Origin of the sequence: Pseudomonas baetica (assembly GCF_051216495.1) — a bacterium.
Taxonomy (GTDB): Bacteria; Pseudomonadota; Gammaproteobacteria; order Pseudomonadales; family Pseudomonadaceae; genus Aquipseudomonas; species Aquipseudomonas baetica_B.
Genome location: NZ_JBPKAM010000076.1, coordinates 1 through 19,468 on the forward strand (window position 1 = coordinate 1; position 19,468 = coordinate 19,468).

A 19,468-nucleotide genomic window follows, 5' to 3' on the forward strand; every position below is an offset into this window, starting at 1 on the left:
CCCTCGGCTCTCGTCTTGCTATCCCCCCCCCCCTCCCCCCCCCCCCCCCCCCCCCCCCCCCCCCCCCCCCCCCCCCCCTCCTACAAGGGATCGCGAACTCGATGATGAAATCGTTTCGATCTTCCTCGAAGAAGCGGTAGATATCCTCGACAGTGCCAACCAGGCCCTGCAACGCTGGTTGAGCGAGCCGCAAAACGCCGCACCGTTGTCGTCCTTGCAGCGCGACTTGCACACTCTCAAAGGCGGTGCGCGGATGGCCGAGGTCGAGCCGGTCGGCGACCTGGCCCATGAGCTGGAAAGCCTGTACGAAGGCTTGGTGGACCGCCGTTACAGCCACAGCGAAGTGCTGGCGCAATTGCTCCGGCACAGCCATGACCGTTTAGCGCAGTTGCTTGAGCAGTTGCAGGCCCACCAACCGTTGGGCGATCCCAGTGAGCTGATCGAAGCGGTTCGCGCGTTTCGCCAGGGCCACGCGAGCCACACCGAAGTGATCGAGCCGGCGACCGGCAACGACTCGCCCCATCATGACAGCGAATTGCTGGATATCTTCCTCGAAGAAGGCTTCGACATCATCGAAAGCTCCGGTGCCGCGCTGGTGCGATGGCAGGCCGAGCCTTCAAACCGCCAGGAAGTGGAAACCCTGTTGCGCGACCTGCACACCCTCAAGGGCGGTGCGCGCATGGTGGAAATCACGCCGATCGGCGACCTGGCCCATGAACTGGAATTTCTCTACGAAGGGTTGTCCGCCGGTGTCCTGAAACCCACCGGTGCGCTGTTCGAATTGCTGCAACGCAGCCATGACCGGCTGGCGCAGATGCTCGACGCGGCCCGCGCCGGGGAGCCGCTGCCACCGGCCGACCGGTTGCTGGATGCGATCAGGAATTTCAGCCATCCGACGGTCCCTGAAGCGCCGGCACCGGTGGCCCTGCCAGTCGTGGTCAAAACCGAAACACCGTCGCTGCAACCGGACCTCGGTGCGGACATGGTCAAGGTCTCGGCGGAACTGCTCGACGACCTGGTCAACCTGGCGGGCGAAACATCGATCTTCCGTGGGCGGATCGAACAACAGGTCAGCGATGCCCAAATTGCCCTGAACGAGATGGAAACCACCATCGAGCGGATGCGCGATCAATTGCGCCGCCTCGACACCGAAACCCAGGGCCGGATCCTTAGCCGTCAGCACGTCGATGCCGAACGCCTGGGCTATGAAGAATTCGATCCGCTGGAAATGGACCGCCATTCGCAGTTGCAGCAATTGTCCCGGGCCTTGTTCGAGTCCGCTTCCGACCTGCTCGATCTCAAGGAAACCCTCGATCGGCGCAACCAGGACGCGGAAAACCTGTTGCAGCAGCAGGGCCGCATCAACACCGAATTGCAGGAAGGCCTGATGCGCACGCGCATGGTGCCGTTCGAGCGGATGCTGCCGCGCCTCAAGCGAATCGTTCGCCAGGTGTCCGAGGAATTGGGCAAAGACGTGGAGTTCATCGTCGGCAACGCTGAAGGCGAAATGGATCGCAACGTGCTTGAACGCATGGCGGCGCCGTTGGAACACATGCTGCGCAATGCCGTGGACCATGGCCTTGAATCCGCCGAGGTGCGGGTGGCAGCAGGTAAACCGGCGCAAGGACGGATCACCCTTGATCTGTTGCGCGAAGGTGGCGACATCATTTTCGACATCCGCGACGACGGTGCCGGTGTACCGCTGGATGCCGTGCGGCGCAAGGCAATCAAGCGTGGCTTGCTCGATCCGGACAGTGAAATCAGCGACCGCGACGTGTTGCAGTTCATCCTGCAACCGGGGTTTTCCACCGCCGAGAAAATCACCCAGATCTCGGGGCGCGGCGTTGGTATGGACGTGGTGCACGAAGAAGTGCGGCAACTGGGCGGCACCATGAGCATCGACTCAGTGCGGGGGCAGGGCGTGCATTTCCGTATCCGCCTGCCGTTCACCGTGTCGGTCAACCGCGCGTTGATGGTGCAATGCGGCGAAGATCAGTACGCGATTCCGCTGAACACCATTGACGGTATTGTCCGCGTGTTGCCCAACGAACTTGAGGGGCATTTCCGTCTCGATCCGCCGATCTATGAATACGCCGGACAGCGCTATGAGCTGTGCTATCTGGGCGAGCTGCTGAAAACCAGTCACCGGCCAAAACTGCTGGGCCAGACGCTGCCGTTACCGGTGCTGCTGGTGCAATGCAACGAGCGGCACATCGCGGTGCAAGTGGACACCATGGCCGGTACCCGCGAAATCGTGGTCAAGAGCCTCGGCCCGCAGTTCGCGGCGGTGCAGGGTGTTTCCGGTGCGACGATTCTGGGGGATGGCCGGGTGGTGCTGATTCTCGATTTACTGGCGTCGATTCGTGCCCTGCAAGCCCATGTGCCGCGGCATACGCAGAGTCACGACAGCGAATTCGAACCGAAAAAACCGTTGCTGGTGATGGTAGTCGACGACTCGGTCACGGTGCGCAAGGTCACCAGCCGTTTGCTCGAACGTCATGGCATGAACGTGCTGACAGCCAAGGACGGTGTCGACGCCATGCTGCTGCTCGAAGAGCACATGCCCGATATCATGCTGCTGGACATCGAAATGCCGCGCATGGATGGCTTCGAAGTGGCAACCCAAGTGCGCAACGACGAGCGCTTGCAGCACCTGCCGATCATCATGATCACCTCTCGCACCGGCCAGAAACACCGCGACCGGGCCATGGCCATCGGCGTCAACGACTACCTCGGCAAGCCGTACCAGGAATCGGTACTGCTCGAAAGCATTGCCCTGTGGAGCAAAACCCATGCTTGAGCGGATCATCAACCAGCGCAGCATCAACCTCACCGGTCTGCTGCTGCCCCTGGCCGACCGAAACCTGATCCTGCCCAACGTCGCTGTGGCCGAGCTGATCGACTACCAACCGGCTGCGTTCGATCTCGATACACCGCCGTGGTACCTCGGGCGGGTCATCTGGCGCAACCGGCAGATTCCCCTGCTCAGTTTCGAGTCGGCGTGCGGCAATAAAATCGTCATCGGCGAGCGTGCGCGCATCGTCATTCTCAATGCCTTGGGTGGTCGGCCTGACCTGAAATTCATTGCGATGCTGGTCCAGGGCATTCCACGTTCGTACAAGCTCGACAGTCAGTTGAGCTATGTGGATGTGCCATTGTGTCCGCTGGAAAAGGCGGCGGTGCAGGTGGCGGATCAAGTGGCCAAAGTTCCGGATTTGATGGCGCTGGAGGAGTTGTTGGTGAGTGCAGCGCTAGTCTGACGGGCCCCATCGCTGGCAAGCCAGCTCCCACAATGTCCGTGCAATACCCACTATCCAAGGCAAACAACAAAACCTTTGGGAGCTGGCTTGCCAGCGATGGCTGCCTTCAATTCACCAAAGAACTGGCGGCTAAACCTCGGCCTCAGCCAACGCCTCATGCTGGTCCAGCGCCCGCTCGATCAACAAATGCACCCCATCGGCCATCCTGCTGAGCGCCAAGGCGACAGAGCGGCGCGAACCTTCCACATCATCCGCCAGATCCGCCGCAATGGCACTGATCGACAACAGGTCTTCGGAGGCATTGGCCAACAGGGCTTCGGTGCCGATATCGGGAGAGACGCTGAAGAGCTGGAATTGTCGGCGCTTGGCAGGTTTTTCATGAGACGGCGGGAAGTAATGGGAGAATGCGCGGTCGGCGGCTTCCTTGAACTTTTCGGCTTCGAGGGATGCTTGGGAGTCGGGATCGGTTTCCGAGGGTGTGGGATTAGCTTTGAACATTGTGAAGCTCCAATGAATGAGTTTTAGCAGTCCCGTTTACTTCAGGGTTCCAAACCCTGTCGCTTAATTTGCAGCGACACCCAAACAATAAAGATCAGCGCAAAAGCGCACCAGTCAGTGGGGTCCGGCGTTGTTGTAGGTCGCGACGCAGGATGACGTAGCCGCTGACCCTTCCGGTCGACAAGCGTTTAAACAAAAAACCACAGCTGAAGATTCCCAAAGTGGGGCCGATCGGTCCTCTTTTTGGACTTTTCAATCAATGCGCTCCGGCAGTGAAAGCGGCGGTGATTGTTCCGGTCCCTTCGCGAGCAGGGGAATGCATTTCAAATGTGGGAGCGAGCCTGCTCGCGAAGGCGTCGGTACGAACAACCATTAACCTGAGCGTAACAATCCACCCTCCAGCTTGATTGATAGCCCCACCCAACCCTCCTACTGTGACCCCCACGACAGCGAACCCGTGGAGTGGTCATGACAACAACAATATCCCCCGACTCGCGATGGACGCGGCGGCGCAGCGAGAAGCAGCGGCGTCTCGAGTTGGTCAAGGGCCTTGCCGATGGTGTGGTGTTGCCCACCGAGAACATCGTGGCGGCGTTAGAGGCGTTGATCCTGCCCGGCGACCGTGTGGTGCTCGAAGGCAACAACCAGAAGCAGGCGGATTTTCTTTCCCGCTCCCTGGTCAAGGCCGACCCGGCCAAGCTCCATGACTTGCACATGATCATGCCCAGCGTCGGTCGCGCCGAGCACCTGGACCTGTTCGAGCGCGGCATCGCCCGCAAGCTCGATTTCTCCTTCGCCGGCACCCAAAGCCTGCGCATCAGCCAGTTGCTTGAAGACGGGCTGCTGGAAGTCGGCGCGATCCACACCTACATCGAGCTTTACGCGCGGTTGGTGGTGGACCTGATTCCCAACGTCGTGCTCTCGGCCGGTTTCATGGCCGACCACGCCGGCAACATCTACACCGGGCCGAGCACCGAAGACACCCCGGCGCTGATCGAACCGGCGGCCTTCAGTGACGGCATCGTCATCGTCCAGGTCAACCAGTTGGTGGACGACGTCAGCGACCTGCCTCGCGTCGACATTCCTGCGTCCTGGGTCGATTTCGTGGTGGTGGCCGACAAGCCGTTCTACATCGAACCGCTGTTCACCCGCGACCCTCGGCACATCAAGCCGGTGCACGTGTTGATGGCGATGATGGCGATTCGCGGGATCTACGAAAAACACAACGTTCAGTCCCTGAACCACGGCATCGGTTTCAACACCGCCGCCATCGAACTGATCCTGCCCACCTATGGCGAGTCCCTGGGCCTCAAAGGCAAGATCTGCCGCAACTGGACCCTCAATCCCCACCCAACCCTGATCCCGGCGATTGAAAGCGGCTGGGTCGAAAGCGTGCATTGCTTCGGCACCGAACTGGGGATGGAAAACTACATCGCCGCCCGGCCCGATGTGTTCTTCACCGGGCGCGATGGCTCCTTGCGTTCCAACCGGATGTTCAGCCAGCTCGCCGGGCAATACGCGGTGGACCTGTTCATTGGCGCCACGCTGCAAGTTGACGGCGATGGCCATTCTTCCACCGTGACTCGGGGGCGATTGGCGGGTTTCGGCGGGGCGCCGAACATGGGCCATGACCCACGCGGACGACGCCATGGCACGCCGGCCTGGCTTGATATGCGCCACACCGACGTCGCCGAACCGATGCTCGAACGCGGCAAGAAACTCGTGGTGCAAATGGTCGAGACCTTCCAGGAAGGCGGAAAACCAACCTTCGTCGAGACCCTCGATGCGATCGACGTGGCGAAGAAAAGCGGCATGCCGCTGGCGCCGATCATGGTCTACGGCGACGACGTCACCCACCTGCTGACTGAAGAGGGCATCGCCTACCTGTACAAGGCCCGTTCGCTGGAAGAACGCCAGGCGATGATCGCCGCCGTGGCCGGGGTGACCGCCATCGGCCTGCGGCATAACCCGAAAGACACCGCGCGCATGCGCCGCGAAGGCCTGATTGCTTTGCCCGAAGACCTGGGCATCCGCCGCACCGATGCCACCCGCGAACTGCTTGCCGCGAAAAGCGTGGCCGATCTGGTGCAGTGGTCCGGTGGTCTCTACAACCCGCCCGCCAAATTCAGGAGCTGGTAAATGCACGCCTTCAACCTGCAACCGAAAACCATCAGCCTGGCCGAACGGCTGGCGGATCTGGCGGTGGACGCGCTGATCGACGAAGCGGATCTGTCGCCGAAGCCGGCGCTGGTCGACCGTCGTGGCAGTGGTGCCCACACCGATTTGCATCTGGGACTGATGCACGCCTCGGCACTGGCCCTGTGGCCGGCGTTCAAGGAAATGGCTGAAGCCGCGATTGAGATTGGCGAGATCGGCTTGCCGCTGCGCGAAGCCATTGGCCTGATTGGTCGTGAGGGCGAACAGGCGATGCTCGCCACCACCCACGGCGTGAACACTCACCGTGGGGCGATCTGGGCCTTGGGCCTGTTGGTGGCTGCCGTGGCCCTTGAGCCCGAATCCGGCACCGCCAGTTCTGTCGCTTTGCGTGCCGCACGACTGGCTTTGCTCGATGACCGTCATGCGCCGCGCCCGCTCAGCCACGGGGCGCAAGTCGCCCAACGTTATGGCGCACGCGGAGCCCGTGAAGAAGCGCAACTCGGTTTCCCGGCTGTCACCCAACGTGCTCTGCCACAGCTCAAGTGCAGCCGCGCCGCCGGCCATGGCGAGCAGAACGCCCGGCTTGATGCGCTGCTGGCGATCATGACTGAACTGGCCGACACCTGCGTGTTGTATCGCGCCGGGGAACAGGGTTTGCACACCATGCAACGCGGCGCCCAAGCGGTCCTCGAAGCGGGCGGCAGTGCGAGCCTCACGGGGCGCCGTCGCTTGCATGAGCTGGACCAACAACTGATCGCATTGAATGCCTCGCCCGGTGGTGCTGCCGATCTGCTCGCCGCCTGCCTGTTCATCGACCGCATCGAGTCGGGCGAAAGCCTCATTCAGGGAGTTTTTTGATGGAAACCTTATCCTTTGAATTCCCCGCCGGGCAGCCGCCACGGGGACGCACGCTGGTGGGCTGTGTCGGCTCGGGCGATCTGGAAGTGCTGATTCAGCCGGGTCAGCCCGGCAAGCTGACGATCACGGTGCAGACCTCGGTCAACGGCAGTGAACAACGTTGGCAGCATCTGTTCGCGCGGATGTTCGACGGTCAGACCCCCTCGGCGATGGACATCGATATCCACGATTTCGGCGCCACCCCCGGCGTGGTGCGCCTGCGTCTGGAACAAGGCTTCGAGGAGATCGGCCATGACTGACAGCGCCGCGCTTCTAAACAAACACAGCTTCGTTGAACTCGGTGCCCGCCAACGGGCGAAAGCCTTGCTCGATGCCGGCACCTTTCGCGAACTGATCGACCCCTTCCAGCGCGTCATGTCGCCGTGGCTGGCCCGTCAGGGCGTGGTGCCGCAAGCCGATGACGGCGTGGTGATCGCCAAGGGCAGCCTCGACGGCTTGCCCGTGGTGATCGCCGCGATTGAAGGTGCGTTCCAGGGCGGCAGTCTCGGTGAAGTCGGCGGGGCGAAGATTGCCGGGGCGCTGGAACTGACCGCCGAAGATAACCGCAAAGGCATCCAGACTCGCGCCGTGTTGCTGCTGGAAACCGGTGGCGTGCGCTTGCAGGAGGCCAACCTTGGTCTGGCGGCGATTGCCGACATCCATGCGGCGATTGTCGATCTGCGTCAGTACCAACCGGTGATTGGCGTGGTGGCGGGCAGTGTCGGTTGCTTCGGCGGCATGTCGATTGCCGCCGGGTTGTGCAGCTATCTGGTCGTAACCCAGGAAGCGCGCCTCGGCCTGAACGGCCCACAGGTGATCGAACAAGAAGCCGGGCTTGAGGAATACGACTCCCGCGACCGTCCCTTCATCTGGAGCCTGACCGGTGGTGAGCAACGCTTCGCTACAGGGCTGGTGGATCGCTACGTCGAAGATGACGCGGCGCTGATCCGCCAGCAGGTCGGCGAATTGCTCAAGCAAGGTTTGCCGGCGCAGCAACGCAGCGTTCAGGCCGACTTGTACCTGCAACGGCTGGCGCAGCTGGATGCCGAACCGCAAATCGAACCGGCCACGGTTCGCGACCTGTATCAAGGAGCGCGCTCATGAGTTCGTATTCCCTCCGGGGCCTGCACTGGTTCAACGCATTGGCTGCCGATGCCAATCCGGTGGGCGGTTTGCCGGCTTCGTTGAAAGTAGCCGACGGCTTTTTGGGTGAGCAACCCGTACGATTCCTCGCCGTGGTAGCCGATCCCGACAACCGTTTCGTCCGTGCCCGCAATGGCGAGGTCGGTCTGCTCGAAGGTTGGGGCCTGGCCAAGGCGGTGGATGAAGTCATTGCGGCCGACGCCGACAAGGCGCACAAGCGTGCCTTGATCGCCATCGTTGATGTGCCCAGCCAGGCCTATGGTCGTCGCGAAGAGGCACTCGGCATTCATCAGGCCCTGGCCGCTGCGGCGGACAGCTATGCCCGCGCCCGATTGGCCGGGCATGCGGTGATCGGCTTGCTCGTTGGCAAGGCCATGTCCGGGGCATTTCTCGCTCATGGCTATCAGGCCAACCGCTTGATTGCCCTGCGCGATCCGGGGGTGATGGTGCATGCCATGGGCAAGGCGTCGGCGGCGCGGGTAACCCTGCGCAGTGTCGAGGAACTGGAAACCCTGGCCGCCAGCGTGCCGCCGATGGCTTATGACATCGACAGCTATGCCAGCCTCGGCCTGCTCTGGGAAACCTTGTCGGTGGACCGGATCGAGCAGCCAACCGTCGCCGATCTGGGGCGTGTGACGGAGTGCCTGATTCAGGCGATTGGCGATGTCGCCGAGAAAGGCTGCGACCTGAGCAGTCGCTTGGGCGCAAGCAACCGTGCGGCATCGAACCATATTCGCCAATTGTTGAGAGAGCAGTGGTGAGCGCGTTGATGGCCCACGACCTGCTCTGGGGCATGCCCCTGGAGCAGTTACCAGCGGATGCGCCTGCGTGGGTGGTCGAATCGATCTGCGCCGGGCAACCGGTGGTGGTGCGTCGCGCGGTATCGGCGGCGGGGCAGGTGGCGGTCGGCGTGCGCGGGCGCTTGCGCGAGCAACGTTTTGCGGCATCGATGGCGATCGATTCGGTGACGCGTCGGGTGCAGCCTGAGCAACTCTGCCATGTGGACATCGACCGGGATTTTCCGGCCGTTCGGGCGCTCAAGCAACTGCGGCCGATGCTCGACGATTGCGGTTGGGCATGGGGCGTCAGCGGTAGCGCCGGGTTTGAATTGGCCAGTGGCTTTGCGGCCCTGCACGAGGGCAGTGATCTCGATTTGATTCTGCGTACGCCGCAGCCGTTGCCCCGTGTTCAGGCACAGGCACTGGTGCAGTTGCTCGATGCGGCGGTATGTGTAGTGGACATGCAATTGCAAACACCGTTTGGTGCCGTGGCGCTGCGCGAGTGGGCCGGTGCTTCGAATCGGGTGCTGCTCAAGAACGCTACCGGGGCCTGCCTCGTCAGTGATCCGTGGAATTCGCAGGAGCAGGCAGCGTGAGCAGCTTGCTGGTATTCCCGGGTCAGGGTGCGCAGCAGCCGGGCATGCTTCAGTGCGTGTCTCGGGAAACCTTGAACGAGGCCAGCGATGTGCTCGGTGAGGACGTCTCGCGGCTGGATTCTGCCGAGGCATTGCAGTCGACCAGAGCGGTGCAGCTGTGCCTGTTGATCGCGGGTGTGGCGGCTGCACGGCAGTTGGCGATGCCCTCGGATTACGTCGCCGGATTGTCCATCGGTGCCTTCCCGGCAGCGGTGGTGGCTGGCGCCCTGGGTTTCAGTGATGCGTTGCATCTGGTCAGCCTGCGCGGTGAGCTGATGCAGCAGGCGTATCCACAGGGCTATGGCATGACCGCGATCATCGGTCTGGATCTGGCAACAGTGGAAAGCTTGCTGGCGCAGGTTCACAGCGTCGATACGCCGGTTTACCTGGCCAACATCAACGCCGATAACCAGATGGTGATCGCCGGTAGCGACGACGCGATGGCAGCGGTGGCCGATCTGGCACGAAGCCGAGGAGCCGGTCTGGCCAAGCGTCTGGCCGTGAGTGTGCCGTCGCACTGTCCGCTGCTGGACACGCCCGCAAAAAACCTGGCCGAGGCGTTCGCCAGCGTTAAGCTGCAAGCCCCGAAAATCGGCTACCTGAGCGGCAGTCGCGCGCGGCCAATCATCAACACCGAGGCCTTGCGCGACGACCTGGCGTTCAACATGTGTCGCGTGGTGGATTGGCGCGGCACCGTGCAAAGCGCCTACGAGCGCGGCGTGCGTCTACAGATCGAATTGCCGCCCGGCGCGGTACTGACCGGATTGGCGCGCCGGGTATTCGAACAAGGAACCGTGATGGCTTTCGACGGAGCCCGGCTCGATACCCTGCAGGCGCTGTTGCGTGAGGAGGGAAGCCGCCAACCCTAGACCGCCCGACTTAAGGCCTTCGAACAACAAAAACAACATTCGACGATGCACTTTGAGGACAACAACAATGATTATTTACGGTGTGGCGCTGTTGGCGATTTGTACGCTGGCAGGGGTGATCATGGGCGACATGCTCGGCGTGTTGCTGGGCGTCAAATCCAACGTCGGCGGGGTCGGGATCGCGATGATCCTGCTGATCTGCGCGCGGTTGTGGATGCAAAAACGCGGCGGCATGACCAAGGATTGCGAGATGGGCGTCGGCTTCTGGGGCGCCATGTACATTCCGGTGGTGGTCGCCATGGCCGCACAGCAGAACGTGGTCACGGCCCTGCACGGCGGTCCGGTGGCGGTGCTGGCGGCTATTGGTTCGGTGGTGGTCTGCGGTTGCACCATTGCCCTGATAAGCAGAACCCACAAAGGCGAACCCTTGCCCGATGAACCGACGGAAATCTCTCCCGTCGGCACACCTGTAGGAGGTCGCTGATATGTGGGATCTCATCGAGAAAGGTCTGGAACATAACGGCTTGATCACGGCATTCGCCTTCGTTGGCGTGATCATGTGGGTATCGGTGATTCTGTCGAAGCGCCTGACCTTCGGGCGAATTCATGGCTCGGCGATCGCCATCGTCATCGGCCTGGTCCTGGCCTGGGTCGGCGGCACCCTGACCGGTGGGCAAAAAGGCCTGGCGGATCTGACATTGTTCTCCGGTATCGGCTTGATGGGCGGCGCCATGCTGCGGGACTTTGCCATCGTCGCCACGGCCTTCGAAGTGCAGGCCACCGAGGCGAAAAAGGCCGGGTTGATCGGCGTGATCGCGCTGCTGCTGGGTACGGTGCTGCCGTTCATTGTCGGTGCGTGCATGGCCTGGGCGTTCGGTTATCGCGATGCGATCAGCATGACCACCATCGGTGCTGGTGCAGTGACCTACATCGTTGGCCCGGTGACCGGCGCGGCGATTGGCGCGACCTCGGATGTGATGGCGCTGTCGATTGCCACCGGGTTGATCAAGGCGATTCTGGTGATGGTCGGCACGCCGGTGGCTGCACGCTGGATGGGCCTGGATAATCCGCGCTCGGCGATGGTGTTCGGCGGTCTGGCCGGAACGGTTAGCGGTGTGACGGCAGGGCTGGCAGCGACGGATCGTCGGTTGGTGCCTTATGGCGCGCTGACCGCGACTTTCCATACCGGGCTTGGCTGCCTGCTGGGGCCATCACTGTTGTACTTCATTGTTCGCGGGATTGTGGGTTAAGCCCCGGGATCTTTATTGACTGTACCGGCCTCATCGCGGGCAAGCCCGCTCCCACAGGATTGTTGGTGTTCACATTATTTGTGTGCGACGCATATCCCTGTGGGAGCGGGCTTGCCCGCGATGCAGGCGACTCGGTTTCAAGCCTGGCGATTGGCATACATCCGACACTCCGCCAGCAACGCCAGCAAGTTCGGATCTCTTTCCTTGGCCTTGAGAAACACCACGCCAATGTGCTGCTGCAATCGATACTTCTCCTGCAACGGAATCAGCTTCACGCGGTTTTCGTACACCGCCGCAATCCTTCCCGGCAGCAACGCATAGCCCACCCCCGAACTGACCATGCTCAGCAGGGTGAAGATGTCGTTGACCTGCATCGCCACCTTCGGCTCGAACCCCGCCTGGTTGAACACTCGATTGCCGTCCTGATGGGTGGCGAAGCCCTGGGTCAGGGTAATGAAGGTTTCGTCGCGGACTTCCGCCAGGTCGACTTCGCTGCGTTGAGCAAACTTCGAATCGGCCGGGGTGGCCAGGAAGATGTCGTCGGAGAATAGCGGCAGGTGCTCGAGGTCCGGGTCGTTGATGCTGTCGTCCAGGGAAACCAGGATCGCATCGACTTCCATGTTCTTGAGCTTGTACAACAGGTCAAAGTTCGAGCCGAGAATCAGGTCGATATTGAGTTCGCTGCGACGGATTTTCAGGCCCATGATCAACTGTGGCACCGTCTTCACCGTCAGCGAATACAGCGAGCCCAGCTTGAAGCGTTCGGCTGAGAATCCGGCAGCTTCGCGGGTCAGGCGCACGCTTTCGAGCACGTCCTGAATCAGCTTCTGCGCTCGCTCCTCCAGCACGTAAGCGCTTTCCAGTGGTGTCAGGTTGCGGCCTTCGTGCTTGAACAGCGGGCAGCGCAAGGCGCTTTCCAGGGAGTGAATCGCCCGATGCACGCTGACGTTGCTGGTCTGCAACTCGGCGGCTGCTCGGGCCAGGTTACCGGTGCGCATGAAGGCCAGGAACACTTCGAGTTTTTTCAGGGTCAACTCTTCATCGATCAGCATGGGGCGGACTCTTTTTGGAATGCTCCGATTGTGCCCGTTAAACGCGATGATTGTGTTCTGAAACATTGCGCTTTTAGGCTTGCGGCTTGAGCCTTGCGATTTCGAGGAGTAGGCAAGCGATGTATCACGGGGAAAGATTGAACGCCTGGACGCATCTGGTCGGGGCGGTGGCGGCCTTTGTCGGCGGGGTGTGGCTGATCGTTGTCGCCAGCCTCGACGGCAGTCCGTGGAAGATCGTCAGCATGGCGATCTATGCCTTTACCTTGCTGGTGCTGTACAGCGCATCGACCGTGTACCACAGCGTACGCGGGCGCAAGAAAGCGATCATGCAGAAGGTCGATCACTTCTCGATCTACCTGCTGATCGCCGGCAGTTACACGCCGTTCTGCCTGGTGACTCTGCGCGGGCCCTGGGGCTGGACGCTGTTCGGGATTGTCTGGGGGCTGGCGCTGATCGGCATCCTGCAGGAAATCAAACCGCGCTCGGAAGCGCGGATTCTGTCGATCGTGATTTACGCGGTGATGGGCTGGATCGTGCTGGTGGCGGTCAAGCCATTGCTCGCGGCACTGGGCGGAACCGGTTTTACCTGGTTGGCGTTGGGTGGTGTGTTTTACACGGTGGGCATCGTCTTTTTTGCTCTCGACGACCGTTTGCGGCATGCCCACGGGATCTGGCATTTGTTCGTGATTGCCGGGAGTTTGCTGCACTTTGTGGCGATTTGGTTTTATGTGCTTTAAGAAACGTGGTGAGTGCCCTTGTGGGAGCGAGCAGGCTCGCTCCCACAGTGTGGTTATGTGATTGGATTTAAGAGGGTCTCGGGATCAGGTGATCCAGTTGTTCCTGAGCCCGGCGACTGAAGATCTGCAACAGGTCATTCAAGGTGTGCGGCGGCGGTTCGGCGGCGCGGGTTACCGCGTACAGGGTGATGGGCAACGGCGGCGCCAGCGGACGGATTGTCGTCGCGGAAGGGGAGGCGCCGAGTGCGGTGAACGGATCGATCACCGCCAGTCCGGCACCTGATTCCACCATCGCCCGGGCCAGCGAATAGGTCTGTACGGCGATGCGCACCCGGGGTGGTGGTTCAACCGCTTCCAGATAGCTGTCCAGTCGCGCGGCCAAGGGGTCGGCGCTTGATAATCCAATCAACGGCGCGCCGGCCAGCGCCATCAACGGCAGCGGCTGACCGGCGTCCTCGTCCAGCCAGAAACCTTTCGGCGCCAGCGCCACCAGCACGCCCGACGCCAGGGCCTGAGCCTTGAGCCCCGGATGATCCGGTCGTTGCAGGGTCAGGGCGACATCCACTTCGCGCATCAAAAGGTTCTGCACCAGTTCCCGGCTATGGGCGCTGGACAGTTCGCAGGCGATGTCCGGGTAATGTGCGGTCCATTCGTGGATGGCTGGCGGCAACAAAGATAGGGCCAGTGCCGGGGTGGCGCCGATGCGCAGGCTGTGGCCCGGTTCGCGGCGCAGGCTCTGGGCCAGTCGTCGCACGCCTTGCAGGCTCTCGCTGACCTTGTCGACCTCACGTTCCAGCTCCAGGGCTTCCGGGGTCGCCTGCAGCTTGCCGCGTACTCGCAGGAACAACGGGAACCCCAACTGTTGCTCGGCATGTTGCAGCACCTTGGTCACCGCTGGTTGCGAGACGTGCAGCAATTGCGCGGCGGCGCTGATCGAACCGGTCTGGCGGATGGCCTGGAAAATCTCGATGTGACGAAGACGCATGGCAAGTCCATAACCTTTGTTTATGGGATTGGCATCTTTATTCATTGTTCGCGACCTGTCACCTGGCTCTAACCTCGGCCCTGTCTTCACAACGGCTTTAAGGACGGACATGGCTCAGCGTGTGTGCATCATTGGCGGCGGCGTGATTGGCCTGGCAACGGCCTATGCGCTGGTGCGCGACGGCTTCGAGGTGACGGTGGTCGAAGCCCGGGACTCGCTGGGCAGCGAAACCAGTTTCGCCAACGGTGGCCAGCTGTCCTATCGCTACGTTGCACCGCTGGCTGACGCCGGCGTGCCGCTGCAAGCCATCGGCTGGATGCTGCGCGGCGATTCGCCCTTGAAGCTGCGCCCACGGCTGGACCCGGTGCAGTGGCGCTGGATGGCTTCCTTCCTGGCCGCGTGTCGCAGCTCGGTCAACCGTGAAAACGCGGCGCACCTGTTGCGTCTTGCGCTGTTCAGCCAAAGCACATTGAAGCGCTGGCGCGAAGACGATGGACTGGCCGGATTCCATTGGCGACGCAATGGCAAACTGGTGACGTTCCGTAACCCTGCAAGCTTTGCGCATGCGTGTAAAAAACTCGCCGATCCGCAACAGCAGCAGGTGCTCTCGGCGGCCGAATGTGCGGATCTGGAGCCGGCCCTGGCCGATGCACCCTTTGTCGGCGCGATCTATACCCCGGATGAAGAAGTTGGCGATTGCCATCGGTTCTGTCAGCACTTGGCTACGCGGCTGAAGGCATCCGGTCGTTGCGAATTCCGTCTGGGGCAAGCGGTGACCGGGATTCGCCATGCCAACGGCAGCGTCAACGCCATCGAACTGGGCGGGGAAATGCTGGCAGTCGATCAATTGGTCATCGCCGCCGGCCACCGCAGTCCGCTGCTGGCATTGCCCGGCTTGCATCTGCCGCTGTATCCGCTGAAGGGCTATAGCTTGACCGTGCCCATCGGCAGCGGACACCGGGCGCCGGACGTGAGCATCACCGATTACGACCGCAAGATCGTTTACGCCCGCATCGGCGAACAGCTGCGGGTGGCGGCAATGGTCGACATCGTCGGTTTCGACCCGGCGATCGATCCGGAGCGTCTGGCCCTGATCAAACGCCAGGCCCACGACACCTTCCCAAATGCCGGCGACTACGACGCTGCCGTAGAGTGGGCCGGCATGCGCCCGGCCACCCCGAGCGGCGTGCCACTGCTCGGTGCCACGGCTTATCGCAATCTGTGGCTCAATCTTGGCCATGGCGCGCTGGGGTTTACCCTGGCCTGTGGCAGTGGGCAGTTGCTCAGCGAGCTGATTGGCCAGCGCCAACCGTCCATTGACCTGAACGGTTTCAATCACCGCGCCGCGTGAATTCCATTTCGAAAAGGACATTGCAATGACCATTACCCGACTGCACACCAACCCGCGTCTATCTGGCGCCGTGACCTTTGGCGACCTGGTGTTTCTCTCCGGCCAGGTGCCGGGCGATGCCGTGGATGCCGGCGGGCAGACCCGCGAAGTGCTGGCGAAAATCGACGCGTTGCTGGCCGAGGCTGGCAGCGATAAGGACCACCTGCTCAGCGCGACCATTTACCTGAAGAACATCACCGAGGATTTTGCCGCGATGAACGAGGTCTGGTCGGCCTGGCTATCGCCGGGGCAGGCACCGAGCCGTACCACGGTGCAGGCCGAACTGGCCCGCCCGCAGGTGCTGGTGGAGATCACCGTCATCGCTGCACGTATCTGAAACAACCCAACACCCACAACGGAGAATAACAATGCAAAAAATCACGTTGCTCGGCTGCGCCCTGGGGCTGTTGCTTGGCAGTCAGGTCCAGGCTAACGAAGCGCCCCTGACCGGCACCCTTGGCAAGATCGCCAATGCCAAGACCATCACGTTGGGCTACCGCGATGCGTCGGTGCCGTTCTCTTACGTGGGCGATCAAAGCGGCAAACCGATGGGCTATTCGGTGGACCTGGCAGGCAAGATTGTCGAGCGCATCCAGCAACAGCTGGCATTGCCTGACCTCAAGGTGAAGTACAACCTGGTGACCTCGCAAACCCGTATTCCGCTGGTGCAGAACGGCACCGTGGATCTGGAGTGCGGCTCCACGGGCGTAACCGCCGAGCGGCAGAAGCAGGTGGCGTTCTCTTACGGTTTCATCTACGTCAAAGGCCAGTTGCTGACTGCCAAGGACAGCGGCATCAAGAGCTTTGCCGACTTGCGCGGCAAGAACGTGGTGACCACCGCCGGCACCACCAATGAGCGCTTCCTGAAGAGCTACAACGTCGACAACAAGATCGACATGTTCGTGATCAGCGCCAAGGACCACGGCGAAGCCTTCCAGATGCTGCAATCGGGCAGGGCCGCAGCGTTTTACATGGACGACGCGCTGCTCTATGGCGAGCGCGCCAAGGCCCGTGATCCGCACAAATGGGTAGTGGTCGGGGAAGAGCAGTCTCGGGAAATCTATAGCTGCATGGTGCGCAAGGACGATCCGCAGTTCCTGGCGCTGGTCAACGGTGCGCTTGGTGACCTGTACAGCTCAGGTGAGATCAACGGCATCTACCAGCGCTGGTTTGAACAGCCGATCCCGCCTAAAGGTTTGAACCTTGAGTTCCCGATGACCAGCGAACTCAAGGCGATCATCGCCAAACCGGTGAGTGACCCGGTGCAATAAGGTCCAAGCCGTGTCGCGGCCATTCGCGAGCAGGCTCGCCCCCACATTTGAAATGCATTCCACTGTGGGAGCGAGCCTGCTCGCGAAAGGGCCCTAGAAATCACCCCAAAGCTGCTGGGCCACCGCCAATGCCACCACCGGTGCAGTCTCTGTGCGCAACACTCGCGGCCCAAGGCGCGCAGCATGAAAACCAGCCCCCTTGGCCTGATCGACTTCAGCATCCGACAACCCACCTTCCGGGCCGATCAGGAACGCCAAAGTCGAAGGCTTGGCATGACTGACCAGCGGCTCGGCCACCGGGTGCAGCACCAGTTTCAATTCGGCCTGGGTGTGTTTCAGCCAGTCGGCCAACAGTACGGGCGGATGAATCACCGGCACCCGTGAACGCCCGCACTGCTCGCAGGCACTGATCGCCACCTGGCGCCAGTGCAGCAGGCGCTTGTCGGCGCGTTCGTCCTTGAGCCGGACTTCACAGCGCTCGCTGAAAATCGGGGTGATTTCGCTGACGCCCAGCTCGGTGGCTTTCTGAATTGCCCAGTCCATACGCTCGCCACGGGACAGGCCCTGGCCGAGATGAACCTGCAACGGCGATTCCACCTGGCCGGCGAACTGCTCATCGATCTGTACCACGACGCGCTTCTTGCCGACTTCCACCAGCGTGCCGCGAAACTCATGGCCGGAGCCGTCGAACAGCTGCAACGCATCACCCTCGGCCATGCGCAGCACGCGGCCGATGTAGTGGGCCTGGGCTTCAGGCAATTCGTGCTCGCCGGTGCTCAGGGGGGCGTCGATGAAGAAGCGGGACAGTCTCATACGGGGTCTCTGTAATTCATGTGTAGGTTTCGGTGCCGCCATCGCTGGCAAGCCAGCTCCCACAGGCTTATGCGGTCACTGTGGGAGCTGGCTTGCCAGCGATAGCAGCAGTCCAGACACCACAGAATCTCAGGTGGAATCAATCAGCCCGGATCACGGAAGCCCGGATGGAAATCCTTCGGCACCGCCACGCTTACGCTGTCGCGGGTGGCGATGTCGATGCCTTCGCTGGCTACCTCGGCCAGAAAGTCGATCTGCTCCGGAGTGACCACATACGGCGGCAGGAAATACACCACGCTACCCAACGGCCGAAGCAGGGCACCGCGCTCCAGCGCGTGCTGGAAGACTTTCAGGCCACGGCGCTCCTGCCACGGATAGGCTTCCTTGGTGGCCTTGTCCTTGACCATCTCGATGGCCAGCACCATGCCGGTCTGACGCACTTCCGAGACATTCGGGTGATCGGCCAGATGGGCGGTGGAGGAGGCCATGCGCGCGGCGAGGGCTTTGTTGTTCTCGATGACGTTGTCTTCTTCGAAGATGTCCAGCGTCGCCAATGCCGCTGCGCAGGCCAGCGGGTTGCCGGTGTAGCTGTGGGAGTGCAGGAAGGCGCGCAGGGTCGGGTAATCGTCGTAGAAAGCGCTGTAGACCTCGTCGGTGGTCATGCACGCCGCCAGTGGCAGGTAACCGCCGGTCAGGGCCTTGGACAGGCAGAGGAAGTCCGGGCGGATGCCGGCCTGTTCGCAGGCGAACATCGTCCCGGTACGACCGAAGCCGACGGCGATTTCATCGTGAATCAGGTGCACGCCGTAGCGGTCGCAGGCCTCGCGCAGCAACTTGAGGTACACCGGGTGGTACATGCGCATGCCGCCGGCACCCTGGATCAGCGGCTCGACGATCACCGCCGCGACCGTATCGTGGTGCTCGGCCAGGGTCTGCTCCATGGCGGCGAACATGTTGCGCGAATGTTCTTCCCAGCTCATGCCCTCTGGACGCAGGTAGCAATCCGGGCTCGGCACCTTGAGGGTGTCCATCAGCAGGGCTTTATAGGTTTCGGTGAACAGCGGCACGTCGCCCACCGACATCGCCGCCATGGTTTCGCCGTGGTAGCTGTTGGTCAGGGTAACGAAGCGCTTCTTGTTCGGCTGGCCGCGGTTGAGCCAGTAGTGAAAGCTCATTTTCAACGCGACTTCGATGCAGGACGAACCGTTATCGGCGTAGAAGCACCGGGTCAGCCCTTCGGGCGTCATCTTGACCAGACGCTCGGACAGCTCGATCACCGGTTGATGGCTGAAACCGGCGAGAATCACGTGCTCCAGCTGATCGACCTGATCCTTGATGCGCTGGTTGATCCGCGGGTTGGCGTGACCGAACACGTTGACCCACCAGGAACTGACCGCATCGAGGTAGCGCTTGCCTTCGAAGTCTTCCAGCCAGACGCCCTCACCGCGCTTGATCGGGATCAGCGGCAGTTGTTCGTGATCTTTCATCTGGGTGCAGGGATGCCACAACACCGCAAGATCGCGTTCCATCCACTGTTTGTTCAGGCCCATTTTCACTCTCCTCGAGGCGGTCCGTGACGTGCGCGGACATACAATCGCGCAAGCCTATGCAATGCATCGCACGGGGACAACCCATTGTGTCGATTGAGCTACTTTGAATAGGGCGATAGACGCTGCTGGCGGGCGTTCGAAGGCTGACGTATCCTTCGCGGTTCTTGGGTCGCCTGGCCCGC

The 19,468-nt window shown here is 61.8% G+C and carries 20 protein-coding genes; 15 read left to right on the forward strand and 5 right to left on the reverse strand.

The window, feature by feature from the left end; genetic code table 11:
- Positions 1-2,800 (forward strand): Hpt domain-containing protein (locus ACSFE6_RS22750; protein ID WP_435429686.1); only part of this gene is annotated, 2,800 nt, incomplete at its 5' end.
- Complete coding sequence (locus ACSFE6_RS22755; RefSeq protein WP_435429687.1) at positions 2,793-3,260, forward strand: chemotaxis protein CheW; 468 nt, start codon at positions 2,793-2,795, stop codon at positions 3,258-3,260. The genes ACSFE6_RS22750 and ACSFE6_RS22755, both read left to right, overlap by 8 nt.
- A gap of 129 nt (positions 3,261-3,389) precedes the next feature.
- On the opposite strand, the gene ACSFE6_RS22760 is transcribed toward ACSFE6_RS22755, so the two are convergent.
- Positions 3,390-3,758, reverse strand: coding sequence for a DUF6124 family protein (locus ACSFE6_RS22760; RefSeq protein WP_435429688.1), 369 nt, complete (start codon positions 3,756-3,758; stop codon positions 3,390-3,392).
- A gap of 468 nt (positions 3,759-4,226) precedes the next feature.
- Here ACSFE6_RS22760 and mdcA point away from each other — a divergent pair, with 468 nt between their 5' ends.
- The 9 genes from mdcA (at position 4,227) to madM (ending at position 11,488) form a co-directional block, all read left to right on the forward strand.
- Complete coding sequence (gene mdcA, locus ACSFE6_RS22765) at positions 4,227-5,897, forward strand: malonate decarboxylase subunit alpha (RefSeq protein WP_435429689.1); 1,671 nt, start codon at positions 4,227-4,229, stop codon at positions 5,895-5,897.
- Positions 5,898-6,773 carry a triphosphoribosyl-dephospho-CoA synthase gene (locus ACSFE6_RS22770; RefSeq protein WP_435429690.1) on the forward strand — a complete coding sequence of 292 codons (876 nt, stop codon included), beginning with the start codon at positions 5,898-5,900 and terminating at the stop codon, positions 6,771-6,773.
- Positions 6,773-7,072 (forward strand): malonate decarboxylase subunit delta, encoded by a 300-nt coding sequence (locus ACSFE6_RS22775; RefSeq protein ID WP_077048439.1) that lies wholly within the window; start codon positions 6,773-6,775, stop codon positions 7,070-7,072. Before ACSFE6_RS22770 ends, ACSFE6_RS22775 begins: the two co-directional genes overlap by 1 nt.
- Positions 7,065-7,916 (forward strand): biotin-independent malonate decarboxylase subunit beta, encoded by an 852-nt coding sequence (locus ACSFE6_RS22780; RefSeq protein WP_435429691.1) that lies wholly within the window; start codon positions 7,065-7,067, stop codon positions 7,914-7,916. Before ACSFE6_RS22775 ends, ACSFE6_RS22780 begins: the two co-directional genes overlap by 8 nt.
- Positions 7,913-8,716: a biotin-independent malonate decarboxylase subunit gamma gene (gene mdcE, locus ACSFE6_RS22785; RefSeq protein WP_435429692.1), complete on the forward strand. Its 804-nt coding sequence runs from the start codon at positions 7,913-7,915 to the stop codon at positions 8,714-8,716. Before ACSFE6_RS22780 ends, mdcE begins: the two co-directional genes overlap by 4 nt.
- Entirely contained in the window at positions 8,710-9,330 is a 621-nt protein-coding gene (locus ACSFE6_RS22790) for a malonate decarboxylase holo-ACP synthase (protein WP_435429693.1), read from the forward strand. The genes mdcE and ACSFE6_RS22790 overlap by 7 nt, the downstream gene beginning before the upstream one ends.
- Complete coding sequence (gene mdcH, locus ACSFE6_RS22795; RefSeq protein WP_435429694.1) at positions 9,327-10,238, forward strand: malonate decarboxylase subunit epsilon; 912 nt, start codon at positions 9,327-9,329, stop codon at positions 10,236-10,238. The genes ACSFE6_RS22790 and mdcH overlap by 4 nt, the downstream gene beginning before the upstream one ends.
- Before the next feature lie 67 nt (positions 10,239-10,305).
- Positions 10,306-10,722 (forward strand): malonate transporter subunit MadL, encoded by a 417-nt coding sequence (gene madL / locus ACSFE6_RS22800; protein WP_011336353.1) that lies wholly within the window; start codon positions 10,306-10,308, stop codon positions 10,720-10,722.
- Position 10,723: 1 nt separating this feature from the next.
- A complete protein-coding gene (madM, locus tag ACSFE6_RS22805; RefSeq protein WP_435429695.1) occupies positions 10,724-11,488 on the forward strand; it encodes a malonate transporter subunit MadM in 765 nt (254 codons plus the stop codon).
- Positions 11,489-11,625: 137 nt separating this feature from the next.
- On the opposite strand, the gene ACSFE6_RS22810 is transcribed toward madM, so the two are convergent.
- On the reverse strand, positions 11,626-12,540 hold the full coding sequence (locus ACSFE6_RS22810) for a LysR family transcriptional regulator (protein ID WP_175387441.1): 915 nt from the start codon (positions 12,538-12,540) through the stop codon (positions 11,626-11,628).
- Between the two features lie 119 nt (positions 12,541-12,659).
- On the opposite strand from ACSFE6_RS22810, the gene trhA reads away from it, so the two are divergent.
- A complete protein-coding gene (gene trhA / locus ACSFE6_RS22815) occupies positions 12,660-13,277 on the forward strand; it encodes a PAQR family membrane homeostasis protein TrhA (protein WP_435429696.1) in 618 nt (205 codons plus the stop codon).
- Between the two features lie 67 nt (positions 13,278-13,344).
- Here trhA and ACSFE6_RS22820 read toward each other — a convergent pair whose 3' ends face one another.
- Positions 13,345-14,262: a LysR family transcriptional regulator gene (locus ACSFE6_RS22820; protein ID WP_435429697.1), complete on the reverse strand. Its 918-nt coding sequence runs from the start codon at positions 14,260-14,262 to the stop codon at positions 13,345-13,347.
- Between the two features lie 109 nt (positions 14,263-14,371).
- Between ACSFE6_RS22820 and ACSFE6_RS22825 the strand changes: the two genes are divergently transcribed.
- Genes ACSFE6_RS22825 through ACSFE6_RS22835 form a run of 3 tightly spaced genes read left to right on the forward strand, consistent with a single transcriptional unit; the run spans position 14,372 to position 16,923 of the window.
- Positions 14,372-15,613, forward strand: a complete 1,242-nt coding sequence (locus tag ACSFE6_RS22825) for a D-amino acid dehydrogenase (protein ID WP_435429698.1) — start codon at positions 14,372-14,374, stop codon at positions 15,611-15,613.
- A 25-nt stretch (positions 15,614-15,638) separates the two neighbouring features.
- Positions 15,639-15,989 (forward strand): RidA family protein, encoded by a 351-nt coding sequence (locus tag ACSFE6_RS22830; protein WP_435429699.1) that lies wholly within the window; start codon positions 15,639-15,641, stop codon positions 15,987-15,989.
- 31 nt (positions 15,990-16,020) lie between these two features.
- Complete coding sequence (locus ACSFE6_RS22835; RefSeq protein ID WP_435429700.1) at positions 16,021-16,923, forward strand: transporter substrate-binding domain-containing protein; 903 nt, start codon at positions 16,021-16,023, stop codon at positions 16,921-16,923.
- Positions 16,924-17,016: 93 nt separating this feature from the next.
- Here ACSFE6_RS22835 and ACSFE6_RS22840 read toward each other — a convergent pair whose 3' ends face one another.
- Together ACSFE6_RS22840 and ACSFE6_RS22845 are read right to left on the reverse strand one after the other, a co-directional pair.
- Complete coding sequence (locus tag ACSFE6_RS22840; RefSeq protein WP_435429701.1) at positions 17,017-17,736, reverse strand: 16S rRNA (uracil(1498)-N(3))-methyltransferase; 720 nt, start codon at positions 17,734-17,736, stop codon at positions 17,017-17,019.
- A 143-nt stretch (positions 17,737-17,879) separates the two neighbouring features.
- On the reverse strand, positions 17,880-19,286 hold the full coding sequence (locus tag ACSFE6_RS22845; protein ID WP_435429702.1) for an adenosylmethionine--8-amino-7-oxononanoate transaminase: 1,407 nt from the start codon (positions 19,284-19,286) through the stop codon (positions 17,880-17,882).
- Between the last annotated feature and the right edge of the window lie 182 nt (positions 19,287-19,468).